This window comes from Thalassobacter stenotrophicus (assembly GCF_001458315.1).
In the GTDB taxonomy this organism is placed as follows: Bacteria; Pseudomonadota; Alphaproteobacteria; order Rhodobacterales; family Rhodobacteraceae; genus Thalassobacter; species Thalassobacter stenotrophicus.
In genome coordinates this window covers 566,000-578,890 of the sequence record NZ_CYRX01000031.1, presented here as the reverse complement: position 1 = coordinate 578,890, position 12,891 = coordinate 566,000, and the positions used below count along the sequence as shown (strand labels likewise).

Genomic DNA, 12,891 nt, shown 5'->3' with positions numbered 1-12,891 from the left:
ATCCACTAATCGTTCTAACATTCACGCGAAGTAGAAATCATCCGCCGTCAGGAAACCGGTCACATCGTGCAGCATCGCGATTTCGGTGTTGTCCAAGTTGACGAGCAGTCCATCGCCGGTTTGGAGCTGGGTGATGTGGATGTTGTAGTTGTCGGGGTTCAGGTCGAACCCGATCAAGCCTAGCGCGTCTTCTTCCAGCCCAAAATCATAGACTTCGTTAAAGCCGATATCCTCTGCCGTTTCGGCGCCATACCCCAACACGATGAGGTCAGAGCGACCATCGGTTTGGTCCAGGGCCACGCCGCTCAGGTCAAAGGTGTTTGACCCTTTGCCGACCAATGTGTTTTCGAAAATGGTGCCGTTGATCGTGGTGTTGGCGTTGTTGATGGTGACCTCTTCGTACTCCATCAGCAGCTCTGCATCATACAGATTGACCGGTTTCATATCACCTTTGATGTAGTAGGCGACGTCGAAATTATCGGTCATATTCACGCCGTTGTCCGAGACTTCACCATTGTTGCTCATCCACCCGGCACTAAGGGTAAGGGGCGAGGTGCCGCTCCAATCCAGCAGATTCAACACGGTGGTCGTGTCTGCGCCGACCTCGTATTTTTCCTGACCATTGGTCACGGGGGGCGGGTTGCTGACGTCCTGCGGAATGGTGACGCTGGGCAGGTCTTGGCCGTATTTGTCGGGCTGAAGCCGCCAGCGTGGGCCGATCTCGTACTCTGAGCCATCGTCCGTGAGGTCCGCTTGGAAAGGTTCGCGGTCCATTGTGGTGTACCACGCCTTCGTGAAGCCCCCCGTCAGGTCGCTAGATAGCGCGCCGATCTGTGACAAGGTTGATCCGTCAGCGGCATCAATCAATGAGAAATCGCGCAGAACGGTCCCGATAGGCTCACCCGCCGGGCCTGTGTTGAGGTACCCAATCGGGTTGCCGCCCAGATCAAACACGACAGTCGATGTCGGTGTGTCGGACAGATAGCTTTGCAGGAACGTGCCATCGCCCGCATAAACATCTTTGGTTGAGACCCACAGAACATTATCGGGATCAAACGGATCGCGGACCTCGACGTAGTCTGGCAAAATGCCAATAGCCGCCTCGTTCTCAAAATCTTCGGGGCGGATTTGGTCATTGGGGTTGTTCGTGACAGTGTGGTTCACCACCAACTCAGCGGCCGTGATTTGATAGAGTTGCAACAACCCATCGCCATCACTGTCGATCTTCCACTCGTCAGGCAGGTCCATCTTGGCGTCGAGCCGCACGTCATTGGGCCGCTTGATCGCATTGCCCCACCGATAGAGCAGCTTGCCATCATCTTTTAGCGTGACGGAGTAATCACTGCCCACCGCGATATCCGCGAGGATCGTGCTTTCGTTCGGGGCCAGAATATCCGAAATCCCAAAGACGCCAAAGCCGTTCAGGTTCCCATCCACAACATCAACGGTGCCGTCGTTGCCAATATCGACAACGGCCACATAGCGGCTTGTGCCCTCAAAGTCCTGATAGTCCATGTAGGCGGAATATGCGTCTGTGGTGCCATCGCGATCAAAGTCGATGGACAAGGGCGTATCGGCGTTGGCCTGTTCCAGCGCGGTTACGATTTCCTTGATGTAGAAGTCGTGTAGCACGTCCTGTTGCAACCGACCGCTTGTATCAAGGATCGGTTGGAAGTTTGCGTCGATTTTATAATCGACAATCCTCAGGTCATCGTCCAACTGATAAAAGCCGGTATCGTCGCCCGGAAAAGCTTGGTCCGCCAGAATGTCTTGCATGACGGAGTAATGCTCGGTCGAGGCTTTGACAAAGTTGCCGCCGATGCCTTCAAGCCATGTGCCCAGACGCGCAGGGGTTGAGAAGGTGTCTGTGCGCGCATCCGCAACTGCGATGCCGTCACCGCCGGGTAGGGTGCCCACGAAGCCTTCGCCAAAGTCGCCGTCCCAGACCTTTTGTTGGGCGCCGATAAAGTCATCGACGTAGAAGCCAAATTCGCTGTCGATGGGGTTGATGGTGACCCCTTCTTTGGTGACCACTTGTGTGCTGAGGTCGAGGCTTTCGGGCCGATCGGCGAGGGTGGTGCCGTCAAATCCGACAGTCACGTCATCGACGTTGAACACATAGCTGGATTTGAATTGGACGGTGTCTGCGTTCAAAAGCGGGATATCGGGCGGTGTCGGGGCTGGTGCCGGTTTGTCGGATCCGCCATCCCCTCCGCCCGAACCATCGCCGTTCCCGCTGCCGCCCGCGTTGGGATTGCCTGCGCCATTTCCGTTGCCGTTGCCCGGGTTATTCCCGCCCGGATTGGGGTTGCCCGCGCCAGTTCCATTTCCAGTGCCAGGATTGTTGCCGCCGGGATTGGGGTTGCCTGTGCCGCCTTGTCCCGCGTTAGGATTGCCACCAGCGCCGAAGCCAGAGTTGCCCGCGCTGTTGGGATTACCGCTTGCGCCAAAACCCGCTTGTTGCGCCGCTTCGCTGGCGACCGCCCCGATGGCGCTTGCAGTCGCAGCTGAGGCTCCGGTCGCGACACTAAGAGTAGGAGCGGTACGATCACTACTGTCTGCGTCGTTGCGCACATCTGTCGAGTCCAAGTCACCGACAAGAACTTCTGTGTCTATTTCCATCAGATCCGCAGTCGTAATCTGCGCGACGATGTCTTCGATCAAAGTGTTTTGTCTGCCCAGCGGGGTAACTGCTGCGCCAATCGCGCCCGGGATTGGGCCTTTTGATGGGCGGCCTTTGCCAGAATTTGCCATCTAATCCTCCTAACGTATGTCTTCAAAACGATGCCGAGGTCGCCCATACGCCTTGTTTTTCGGCGCTGAGATCCCTCAGTTTCAAATTTAAATATGTGAATGTGATTGGGTTGATTTTGATCAAGCGGCGAGGGCGTTTTGAACAAAGATCGCGCCTTTTGTACAAATTCACGCGTGCGTGCCTTTGGTCACAGCGACGTTTCGGTTACGTCTCGCGGAAGGCTTTTGCGAAATAGTCGGTCAGCGGCTTCGCAAGGTAAGCGAGCGGTGACCTTTCGCCGGTTTTGATGAAGGCTTCTACCGGCATGCCCGGCAACAGGACTTGGTCGCCCAATTTTCCCATCTGATCCTCTGCGGGGATCAGCTCGATCTGATAATACGAAAGGCCGGTGGCATCGTCGGTGAAGACATCCGCTGACAGGTTGGTGACGTGTCCAAAAACATCGGGCGTCATGCGTTGATCAAAGGCCGCAAAACGAAGGGTCGCGCGCTGGCCAACGTGGACCTGATCGATGTGGATGGGGTCCACGCGCGCCGATACCACAAGGGGCTGATCTTGAGGGATGATGTACATGATCGGCTCCGCAGGGGAGACGACCGATTGTAGTGCAAAGACCTGTGAGCCGTAGACAACACCCGCCACGGGCGCGCGCACGTCGAGATGGGCGAGCGTGTCGAGCAGGCTAAGGCGGCGCTGCACCAGTTCCACCTCATGATATTGCAGATCACGCAGGCTTGAGATGGCCTCTTCGCGCAGCCGCGTCGTGAGAGTGATGCGCCGGATGTTCAGGGCTGCGATTTGACCGCGCAATTGGGCGATGCTTGCGGTGGTTTTGCCGATCTCACCCGCCAGTCGCGCTTGTTCGCGCAAGAGGGACGATAGGCGGGATGCTGGGGTCAGGCCCTTGTCGAACAAGTCTTGGGTGTCTGCCAGCTCGGCTTCTATCAGGATGTTTTGTTTTTCCAGTGCAGTCAGTTGAGAGCCGACGCCTAGGATTTGGTTTTCCGTCTGGGCGATCTGTTCATCGATCTGTTCTGCGTTCTGGTGCAAAGATGTTGCGCGCGCCTCAAACAACCGCTTTTGGCCTTCGATCAAGGATTGGACATCTGGATTTTCCCGCGCGAGTGTTTGCAGCTCAGCGGGGAGGGGCAGCTCAGGTAGCCCATCACGCTCTGCCTGAAACCGCGCTTTGCGGGCTAAGATTTCGAACAATTGTCCTTCGATGATTGCCAGTTCTGACCGCATCTGGGTGTCGTCAAACTGTAGGACGATGTCGCCAGCATTAACGTGATCACCGTCCTTGACGAACAGCGCGCCGACCACGCCACCTTGCGGGTGTTGCAGCACTTGGCGGTTAGATTCCACTTGGATCATGCCGGGCGCGATAACGGCACCTGCGATGCGGGCCTCAACGCTCCAGACGCCGATGACGCCCACCAAAATGGTCAGCGCGAGTGTGCCGATCAACAGCGCGCCGGTTGCCTTCCATTTGCGGGGAGAGGGGGCAGGCGCTGTCATTGGGGTTCCACCTTTTTGATCGGTTTGCGGATTTCATGGACGTTGCTGACCATCGCCCCCAGAACTTCATCACGGGGGCCTTCGGCTTTGATCTTGCCGTTTTCAATGATCAACAGTCGGTCGCATTCAGAAATGGCAGAGGGGCGATGCGTCATGATGATGACGCCCCGGTTCGCAGCCTTAAAGTCACGCACCGCGCGGTTAAGAGCGGCTGACCCATCCGCGTCGAGGGCTGAGTTCGGCTCATCCAACAAAAGCAGCACCGGATCGCCATAAAGAGCACGTGCAAGGCCAATGCGCTGTTTCTGTCCGCCGGAAAGCTGTCCGTCTTCGCCTTGTATCAGGGTGTTGTAGCCTTGGGGCAGGGAGAGGATCATCTCATGGACGTTGGCGCGTTTCGCGGCCTCAATCACCTTTTCTTGGTCTGGCTCTGTCGACATGCGGGCGATGTTTTCACCGATTGAGCCGGTGAACAAAACGACCTCTTGGGGGAGATAGCCGATGTAGGCACCCAATGCGTCGGGGCTGTATTGATCCAGAGTGGCGCCGCCAAACCGGACCTCTCCGGCGGCGATTTTTGTCAGGCCGAGCAGCGTTTTGGCCAACGTTGTTTTGCCCGACGCGCTTTTGCCGATGACGCCTAGGGCCTCACCCGCGCCCATGTAAAATGAAATGCCGCGCAGAACCGGTGCCCGCGCGCCCTGCGGGATGACCGTCACGCCCGCGAAGGATATGTTTGCCTCGGGTGTAGGGAGGCGGTGGAAATCTGGATCCTCGGGTGTGGAGCGCAAAAGCTCGGACAGGGCTGTCCATGCGCCGCGCGCCCTTTGGACCATCGCCCACTGACCGAGCGCCTGTTGTACCGGCGCAAGCGCACGTCCCAGAAGGATGGAGCTGGCGATCATCGCGCCTGCGGTCAATTCACCCTGCAACACGAGATAGGCCCCAAGTGCGAGCATGGAGGATTGTAGTAAAAGTGTGCTGGATTTGCTGAAGGAGGAAAACAGCCCGGTCCAGTCGCTGGATTTAATGGATTGGCCCAAAGCTGTGTCCCGTAGGGTGAGCCAGCGCGCCGCGACCGAGCTGGCCATTCCTTGCGCGCGGACAACTTCAGCGGAGCGGCGCACCTGTTCGGCCAAGCCTTGGGCGCGAAGGGACGAGGCTTGTGCCTCTAGCGTTTTGGCATTGGTGAGCCAGTTGTTCACGAGGGTGATCAGGATCAAGGTCGCGCTGCCAAATGTGGCGAGCCAGCCCATCCACGGGTGAAACAGAAAGATCGCGCCGATGAACATGGGTGTCCACGGGATATCGAACAGTGCGGTCATGACGTTTGATGTGAATAATGTGCGCAACGTTTCGAGATCACGCAGGCCGCTGGCCGGTTCTGACCGATCGCGGGGAAAGAGCGCGCGTTTGAGGACAGCGTTGAACACACGGCCATCGAGCAATGACTGAAAACGCGCTCCGAACCGGGCCAGTACGCGGCCCCGGGCGAAATCCAAAAAGGCCATCAGGGTGAACAGGATCACAACCAATATGAAAAGTGCGAGCAAGGTTTCCTCGGAGCGGGAACCAAGGACACGGTCATAGACCTGCAACATGAAGAGGGGCCCAGTCAGCATCAGCAGGTTCACGAACACACTGAAGACGAATGTTGCTAGCAACAGCCATGCGCCGGATCGGCGGGCTTTGCGAAGTTCGGGCAGTCCGAAGGGGGATTTTCTCATGCAGTCGTCTCACCGGGTCTTGGTTGATCAGGAGATGACGTTGTGAAATCCGGTTTTTGGCGTCGGAGCGGATTGGGCCATCTGCTCCATGGCTAGGTGAGCTTGGCTGTTCGGTTTTGATTTTTATCAATCCGAGTTGGTCTTCCTGCGTCCGGGAGGGGTACGCAGGAAGACCGGCGCCTATTCGAAATCGATCTCAATTTCGATGCGGCGGTTGCGTTCGCGGCCTTCGGCGGTCTCATTGTCGGCAATCGGGCGGGTTTCCCCGTAGCTGGTTGCGGACATGATGCGTTCAGGGACTTCCTCTAGGGCCTCGATTTCTTGGACAACGCTGGCAGCCCGGGCGGCGGCAAGGTCCCAGTTGTCACGGTAGAGCGCGCCAAAGGCGATCGGGACGTTGTCGGTATGGCCCGCCACGACGACTTTACTGCCGGGATCGTTGGTCACGGCGGCCAGTTCGGCCACGATGGATTGCGCAGCACCGGTCAGTTCCGCAGAACCGGAGGGAAAGGCGCCACCTGCCCCAAGGGTGACAAAGACGGTGCTATCGCGTCGCTCGACGGTGACCATGCCTTGGTCGATCTCATTTTCGAGGTTGGCGTTCAGCTCTGCCTCTGCCTCCCGCGCGAGTTGTTCGGCGCGCGCGTTTTGATCCAACTGCTCTTGATCCCGGGCGCCACCGGTAGCGTCTTGTTGGCGTTCCAGCTCGGACACCATGCTGATCAGTTCGTTTAGGGTCTGGTCGAGCCCGCCAAACAGGACCTCTTGCTCGGATTTACCTGTCGCGAGGCCCGCGATTTCAATCGCTTGACCGACACGCTTGAATTTCTCGATCATCTCTTGTGGAGAGGCGTCTTCAGCGTTGAGGTCGACGACCACCTTGTCGTCTACCATTTCGGCGGTCATGTTCACCGCCTCACCAATCTTTTGCAGAGCATCTAAAAGTTCTTCGGCGTCGGAGCGACCGTCTTTGTCGGATTGGGTGTCGGCGTCTGTGCCGCCCAGACCTTCGTTGTCCTCGGCACCTTCAAGCAGGTTTTCTTCGCCGTCCATGTCGCGATCATCCGAGGGAATTTTCACCTCGGGTTCGCGGATTTCGGTTGTTTCTTGGGTCATTTCCTCGGTCACCGATGGGGCGGGCGAGGGGCTGAAATTCATCTCGAGGATTGTGGTGCCTTTGGGCTGTTCCACCACCGGCACGACCCGTTGGACCCCGAAGGAATCCTTAAGCGAGCCGGAGATTTGTTTGAACTTTGGAACGTTCATCTCTGCAAAGGAAAGAATAAGGACGAAGAACGCCATCAATAGAGTCGCAAGGTCGGCAAAGGTCGCCATCCACGCAGGTGCGCCGACAGGAGGACACTTTGGGCATTCCTCTTCTTCTTCCTCTTCGACAACTTCGATGGCTTCAGCCATGGGTCATCCCCCGTCGCGCGTGCATCATTTATGCAGCTTCAATCTTGGACTGCATTTTGGGCGGCAGGTTCGAGACCATTTGATCTTGGATGTTCCGCGGGGACTCGCCGCGTGCAATGTTGCGCAGGCCAAGAACGATCATTTCGCGGTAGATCACCTCATATGCGGTGTAGCCTTCGAGCTTGGTGAGGATCGGTGCAAAGATCACGTTGGCCACAATCGCGCCGTACATCGTGGTTAAGAGCGCCACAGCCATCGCAGGGCCGATGGCTTTGGGGTCTTCCATGTTGCCAAGCATCAACACAAGGCCAATCAGCGTGCCAATCATGCCCATCGCAGGGGCCAGATCGATCCATGCTTTGATCACGTTCTGGTTCGACTCGTGGCGCGCTTTCATGGATTTGATTTCTTGGTTCAACTGCTGGACAAGTTTGCTTTCGTCCGCGCCGTCGACCAGGAGCTGCATGCCTTTTTCAAAGAATTTGTCCGGGACCTCTTGGCCCTCGAGCGCCATCATCCCGTCCTTTCGGGCAATACCGGCCAGTTCAATCATCCGCTCGATCATTTTGTCCAGTTTCTTGACCGGGGGGAGGAACGCCTTGGCCATTGCGCCAAAACTGCCGAAAAAGGTGCCGATGGGCGTGGTATACATCGCTGCGAAAAAGGTGCCGCCGATCACGATCAACACGGATGGCACGTCAAAGAAGGGTGCCAGACCGCCGCCCACGATCATAGCACCGCCGATCATGGCGAAGGCGCCGATTAGTCCGACGATCGATGCGATATCCATGGGGCTTCTCCTGCGATGGACGGTTTCGGCATGGAATATGCAAGCGCAGTGCCAAATCGAATATGTCGACCGGGAGAGATTATTTGATGGAGATAAAGCAAAAGACCGGCTTGGGGCGGTGGGTCACGGGGGCGTGCCTCGCACTAGGGATAACGGTTTACGCGCAGGGGGTGGCCGCGCAGGACAATTCGGGGCGAATGGCGAAGGGCCCGATTGTGATCGACTTGCTGGAAGGTTTGGAGTGGATGCGGTGTAGTGTGGGGCAGGTCTGGTCCGGTGGTGCGTGTCGCGGCACGGTTTTGAAGGCACCGTTGGAGGCAGCGGATGACGTAATTTTGCGCGCGTCCCGCAGTTCGGGCGATGGCTGGCGTCTGCCGACCCGCAAAGAGTTAACGCGGCTTGCGGAAATGAACGACGCCCCACCCATGATCAATGAGACCCATTTTCCCGGAACATATCGCGGCAGCTATTGGACATCTAACCGCAACCGGCTGCTGTGGGGAAACCACTGGGTGGTAAACTTTAACACCGGGCACGCCTACGCGCGGGCACTGCCGCGGCAACCGCTTGCGTTTCGTTTGGTGCGTGATCGGTAGGGAGGATGGTTAACGGTCGCGCGCATCGCGCAGTTCAAGAACCGCCTTGCCAACCGCACAGACGGCCAAGGTGCCGACAAAGCCAAGCGACAGCGTCAGGGTGGATTGGCCCTTTAGCAGTTCAAAGGTTTGGGGGCTTAGCAGGTTTAGAAGCGCAGTGCCGACCACCGCGCCTATAAAGAAACGTATGGCGATACAGCGTCTACAAGGTGGGGTCGGATCACCGATTTTTTTCAATGCACCACATTCCGATTGGTCAGAAATTGCCACTTGGGATTAGCATGCAAGTAATATGCGTAAACTGAGATATATTAACTTAAAACAGCTCTAATTCTCAAAAGATACAAACAATCAATGCCTTGGCGTTGTTACCCTAACGTTAACCACGATTAGGGGTTCATGATGTTACATTTATCAATGCAGGCGCAAATTACGCAGCGCCAATCGCTTGTTTTTACGCCGCAGCTTCAGCAGGCGATCAAATTGCTGCTGCTAAATAACTTCGAGCTCTCGAGCTATGCCGAAAAAGTAGCCGAAGAAAATCCGTTTGTTGAGGTCGAGACGCCCAAAGCGGTGCCGCGTTTGGCTATGGGTGGGGGGCGGGCCGACCACGGTGACTACGACCCGATTGCGCATATTGCGGACACGTCCGATCAGTCGTTTCAGGCGCAAATTTTTCGTCAGGTCGAGGATTTATTACCAGATGCTGCGTCGCGGGCAATCGGCTACGCATTGGCCTCGCACCTTGAGCCGACTGGTTGGATCACGGAACCGCTGGATGCCATCGCCGACAATATGGGGGTCGATTGGGCACGCGCTGAGCAGGTCTTGATGCAGTTGCAAAAGGCAGAGCCCGCGGGGTTGTTTGCGCGTAACCTGACAGAGTGCCTCAAGCTGCAAGTGCGGGGTCCTGCGGTGGAGGCTGCGCGTCTACACACCTTGATTGATAATCTCGCATTGATCCAAGCAGGCGAGCTTGGTGCGTTACGTCGTAGGTTGAATTGCACCCAAGAGGAATTGGGTCAGGCGTTGCGCCAACTGCGTGGGTTGGATCCCAAGCCTGGTCTTGGATTGGGCGGGGCGGATGTGATGCCCGTGCGTGCACCGGACTTGCGCGCGTACCAGGATGCGAGTGGCGATTGGGTGGCTGAATTGAACAACGCGACACTGCCCGTGATCAAGGTAGATGAGACGTTGGGGCGCCGTGTGCGTAAACTAACGATGGAAGATGCCGACCGCGAATTTGTGCGCACATCGCTGGGCACGGCGCGCTGGTTGGGGCGGGCCATCGCGCAGCGCAATGAGACGAGCATCAAGGTCGCCGCAGAAATCGTGCGATACCAAAAAGCGTTTCTTGAGAATGGGATGCAGCATATGCGGCCGCTCAAGTTGAAGGCGATTGCGGATGCTGTTGGGGTACACGAAAGCACGATTAGCCGCGTAACATCCTCTATGATGATGCAAACGCCACAGGGGTGTTTTCCGCTTAAGGTGTTCTTCAGCACCGCGATCAATACCGATCAGTCGGATGAGGGGGCCTCGGCCCGGGTTGTGCGCGAAAAGATCCGTGAAATGGTGGGCGGTGAGACGCCCACACGTCCCCTAAGTGATGACCGGATTACCCAGCTATTGACCGGTGAGGGGTTTCGCATTGCGCGGCGCACGGTTGCCAAATACCGCAAGATGGACCGTATCCCGTCCTCGTCGGAGCGTAGGCGTCACGCCAAGATCGCTTCGGTTTTGTAGTGTCCAAGCGATTGCACAAAAGCATGTTCGGGTATCCTAAGATACAAATTGATACCAGAAGCTAGTGAGACGCGAATCGTACGTATTCCTAATGTGAGTGTAACAACAAGCGTTGGAGATTATTGTGGTCAAAGCTTTGAAAGACATCCAGGTCAAGTGCGGCTTCATCGGTCCACGCAACCGTCTCTATGCTCGTATGCAGGAAATGCTCGCCGTCAGCGGTATCCCTTTGCAGGACGAGATGACGTTCGATGCGTTCTCAGCCCAGACCCCCAAAGCAGCTGCGACGTTTGATTTCCTGTTTGTCGATATCGATGGCCTAGGTGGCATTGTGAAAATCTTCAACACGCTGGCCCGTCTGCGGACAGAGTTTCCGTTCGTTCGGGTCATCTTGGTCTCCGGTGATTTCGAAACTAACGATTTCGACACAACGCGGCGCCTGCTGGGTGATGTATCGCTGCGCAGCCCTGTTCTGCACGCTTCACTTGAAACGGCACTGTTTGAGTCCATCGAGAACAACCGCAAATGGTGCGACAGCGTCGTTCATTATCGCGAAAACATTGCAGCCTAATTTCCAAACCAATTTTTACCAGACGTTAAGAGAAAGTTACTAAGATGTATGACACTGCTTTTGCCAGCCACGACTTCGAATGTGATGCACAAGAGGATATCAAGGTGGCACGTATGTTCGCTTTTTCCATGATCGCTGGGATCATGATGTGGGCGTTGTTTATCTGGGGCGTGTTCTTCTAAGCACCTTCCGATAGCAGTGTAAAAATGGGCTCGGCCATATCGGCACCGAGCCCTTTTTTGTGGCCTTCCGGCTGTTGGGTGCGGCTGAAACAGACCCAACATAAAAAAGGGGCCCCAGCGGTATGCGAGGGCCCCAGTTTTATTAGATTATTGTTATTTGGTTATGACGCAGCGGCTTCGGCGAGCTCGTTCTCGGGCTCGTCATGTTCGGCGGCTGTGTGCTGACGCGCTGGGCGTGAAATCACGGCCTTGAGCTGATCCAACTCGATGAAGTTATCCGCGGTGCGGCGCAGTTCGTCAGAGATCATGGATGGCTGGCTGCGGATGGTGGAGACAATGGACACGCGCACGCCTGTGCGTTTGATCGCCTCCTCAACCAGTGGGCGCAGGTCGCCATCGCCCGAAAACAGGACGATGTGGTCAACGTGGGGCGAAAGCTCAAGCGACGCGACTGCGATGTCGATCGCAACGTTGCTTTTGACTTTGCGGCGGCCCTGGGGGTCCGTGTATTCACGCGCCGTTTTGGAGGCGACGGAGTAGCCGTTGTAGCACAACCAGTCCACAAGGGGACGCAGGGTGGTGAACTCATCATTTTCGAGCAGGGCGATGTGGTAAGACATCCGAACCAGTTTGCCGCGACGCATGAACTCTTCACGCAGGAGGCGGTAATCGATCTCGAAGTTCAGGGCTTTAGCCGCTGAGAAGAAGTTTGCGCCGTCGATGAAGACCGCGATGCGTTCGCCTTTGTAAAACATTTGTCGTCCTAATCCCTAAGGATGGCCCGGGATGCGCCATCGTTTGTCCAAGGTACAATATAATCTGCGCGGGCAACGGTTAGATATTACGCTTTGGGGGAGGTATTGGCGCAATAGTTAGGGTGTTTGCGACTAAAGTACTAATTGTGATCTTTGCCGCAATGCAGTCATTCTTTTGCTAGCTTGGGGCCGATGGTAAAAGCCGCTGACTGTAATGGTGGCGCTAACGTATCTATTGGAGAACGTGTCGTGTGATGTTGGCTGATATTTTGAGAGAAATCATTTGCAAGAGGATATCTCACCTTGGGTCACTCGCGGACTCAAGTAATCTTTTGCGGCTCGTTGGGTGATCTAAAGTGACTTAGCTTGCGAGATCGACATCAATGGAGCGAGCATTTAGCGCGCTCATCACACCATGTAGGACGTTTTTCGAACCGATACCCTCGCGAAGCGCTTCGTGGATCACGCTTTCCTTGGGATGCTTGTTCTTGATGTCGAGGATCAAGCGCTGCCCTTTGATCGCGTCATAGACAACTTGCATGCGGCCGCCGTGCTTTACGCGCAAACCGACGAACTCACTTCCGTTCTTCGTGTGATATGCCATGACGTGGTGCTACCTTTTGTTTCTGACGCGAACGTACTGGTTTTCCTTTGCGAACAGTAATTTGCAAAAGATAGTTCAGGTGAACTGTGGCCATGTGAACACAGGTTTCGTCGCGGGGAGCGGAAGACGTTCTGTTTCAATGCGTTGCGCGCCTCTCATCTATCCAATCCTTGGTTAACAAATGGTTGAAATCGAAGGGCGCCACCAAGGAAAGGGTGCGCGGTATCTAAA

The 12,891-nt window shown here is 56.2% G+C and carries 12 protein-coding genes; 4 read left to right on the top strand and 8 right to left on the bottom strand.

The window, feature by feature from the left end; translation table 11 throughout:
- Positions 1 to 21: 21 nt before the first annotated feature.
- The 5 genes from THS5294_RS13395 to THS5294_RS13375 all read right to left on the bottom strand — a co-directional run bounded on the left by THS5294_RS13395 (position 22) and on the right by THS5294_RS13375 (position 8,206).
- Positions 22 to 2,754 (bottom strand): hypothetical protein, encoded by a 2,733-nt coding sequence (locus THS5294_RS13395; protein ID WP_058124158.1) that lies wholly within the window; start codon positions 2,752 to 2,754, stop codon positions 22 to 24.
- Between the two features lie 205 nt (positions 2,755 to 2,959).
- Positions 2,960 to 4,273 (bottom strand): HlyD family type I secretion periplasmic adaptor subunit, encoded by a 1,314-nt coding sequence (locus THS5294_RS13390; protein WP_058124157.1) that lies wholly within the window; start codon positions 4,271 to 4,273, stop codon positions 2,960 to 2,962.
- Complete coding sequence (locus THS5294_RS13385; protein ID WP_058124156.1) at positions 4,270 to 6,000, bottom strand: type I secretion system permease/ATPase; 1,731 nt, start codon at positions 5,998 to 6,000, stop codon at positions 4,270 to 4,272. Before THS5294_RS13385 ends, THS5294_RS13390 begins: the two co-directional genes overlap by 4 nt.
- 180 nt (positions 6,001 to 6,180) lie before the next feature.
- The gene (locus THS5294_RS13380) at positions 6,181 to 7,416 is read right to left on the bottom strand and encodes a flagellar motor protein MotB (protein WP_038006766.1); all 1,236 of its coding nucleotides are present in this window, start codon (positions 7,414 to 7,416) and stop codon (positions 6,181 to 6,183) included.
- A 28-nt stretch (positions 7,417 to 7,444) separates the two neighbouring features.
- Positions 7,445 to 8,206: a motility protein A gene (locus tag THS5294_RS13375; RefSeq protein ID WP_038006768.1), complete on the bottom strand. Its 762-nt coding sequence runs from the start codon at positions 8,204 to 8,206 to the stop codon at positions 7,445 to 7,447.
- 86 nt (positions 8,207 to 8,292) lie between these two features.
- Between THS5294_RS13375 and THS5294_RS13370 the strand changes: the two genes are divergently transcribed.
- Positions 8,293 to 8,802 carry an Lcl C-terminal domain-containing protein gene (locus tag THS5294_RS13370; protein ID WP_058124155.1) on the top strand — a complete coding sequence of 170 codons (510 nt, stop codon included), beginning with the start codon at positions 8,293 to 8,295 and terminating at the stop codon, positions 8,800 to 8,802.
- Positions 8,803 to 8,811: 9 nt separating this feature from the next.
- On the opposite strand, the gene THS5294_RS18275 is transcribed toward THS5294_RS13370, so the two are convergent.
- Positions 8,812 to 8,970 (bottom strand): hypothetical protein, encoded by a 159-nt coding sequence (locus THS5294_RS18275; RefSeq protein ID WP_158508602.1) that lies wholly within the window; start codon positions 8,968 to 8,970, stop codon positions 8,812 to 8,814.
- Positions 8,971 to 9,204: 234 nt separating this feature from the next.
- Here THS5294_RS18275 and rpoN point away from each other — a divergent pair, with 234 nt between their 5' ends.
- The 3 genes from rpoN to THS5294_RS18385 all read left to right on the top strand — a co-directional run bounded on the left by rpoN (position 9,205) and on the right by THS5294_RS18385 (position 11,301).
- Positions 9,205 to 10,548, top strand: a complete 1,344-nt coding sequence (gene rpoN, locus THS5294_RS13365; RefSeq protein WP_058124154.1) for an RNA polymerase factor sigma-54 — start codon at positions 9,205 to 9,207, stop codon at positions 10,546 to 10,548.
- Between the two features lie 124 nt (positions 10,549 to 10,672).
- Positions 10,673 to 11,119, top strand: a complete 447-nt coding sequence (locus THS5294_RS13360; protein ID WP_072936811.1) for a hypothetical protein — start codon at positions 10,673 to 10,675, stop codon at positions 11,117 to 11,119.
- 44 nt (positions 11,120 to 11,163) lie between these two features.
- Complete coding sequence (locus tag THS5294_RS18385) at positions 11,164 to 11,301, top strand: hypothetical protein (RefSeq protein WP_158508601.1); 138 nt, start codon at positions 11,164 to 11,166, stop codon at positions 11,299 to 11,301.
- Between the two features lie 161 nt (positions 11,302 to 11,462).
- Here THS5294_RS18385 and THS5294_RS13355 read toward each other — a convergent pair whose 3' ends face one another.
- Together THS5294_RS13355 and THS5294_RS13350 are read right to left on the bottom strand one after the other, a co-directional pair.
- Entirely contained in the window at positions 11,463 to 12,056 is a 594-nt protein-coding gene (locus tag THS5294_RS13355; protein ID WP_058124152.1) for a LabA-like NYN domain-containing protein, read from the bottom strand.
- 361 nt (positions 12,057 to 12,417) lie between these two features.
- Positions 12,418 to 12,660: a hypothetical protein gene (locus tag THS5294_RS13350; RefSeq protein ID WP_058124151.1), complete on the bottom strand. Its 243-nt coding sequence runs from the start codon at positions 12,658 to 12,660 to the stop codon at positions 12,418 to 12,420.
- Positions 12,661 to 12,891 lie beyond the last annotated feature (231 nt).

Bases quoted from the DNA above. Each gene is read 5' to 3' on its own strand.
- THS5294_RS13395 (WP_058124158.1), bottom strand. From the start codon at position 2,754: ATGGCAAATTCTGGCAAAGGCCGCCCATCAAAAGGCCCAATCCCGGGC.
- THS5294_RS13385 (WP_058124156.1), bottom strand. From the start codon at position 6,000: ATGAGAAAATCCCCCTTCGGACTGCCCGAACTTCGCAAAGCCCGCCGA.
- THS5294_RS18385 (WP_158508601.1), top strand. From the start codon at position 11,164: ATGTATGACACTGCTTTTGCCAGCCACGACTTCGAATGTGATGCACAA.
- THS5294_RS13390 (WP_058124157.1), bottom strand. From the start codon at position 4,273: ATGACAGCGCCTGCCCCCTCTCCCCGCAAATGGAAGGCAACCGGCGCG.
- THS5294_RS13375 (WP_038006768.1), bottom strand. From the start codon at position 8,206: ATGGATATCGCATCGATCGTCGGACTAATCGGCGCCTTCGCCATGATC.
- rpoN (WP_058124154.1), top strand. From the start codon at position 9,205: ATGTTACATTTATCAATGCAGGCGCAAATTACGCAGCGCCAATCGCTT.
- THS5294_RS13350 (WP_058124151.1), bottom strand. From the start codon at position 12,660: ATGGCATATCACACGAAGAACGGAAGTGAGTTCGTCGGTTTGCGCGTA.
- THS5294_RS13355 (WP_058124152.1), bottom strand. From the start codon at position 12,056: ATGTTTTACAAAGGCGAACGCATCGCGGTCTTCATCGACGGCGCAAAC.
- THS5294_RS13380 (WP_038006766.1), bottom strand. From the start codon at position 7,416: ATGGCTGAAGCCATCGAAGTTGTCGAAGAGGAAGAAGAAGAGGAATGC.
- THS5294_RS13370 (WP_058124155.1), top strand. From the start codon at position 8,293: ATGGAGATAAAGCAAAAGACCGGCTTGGGGCGGTGGGTCACGGGGGCG.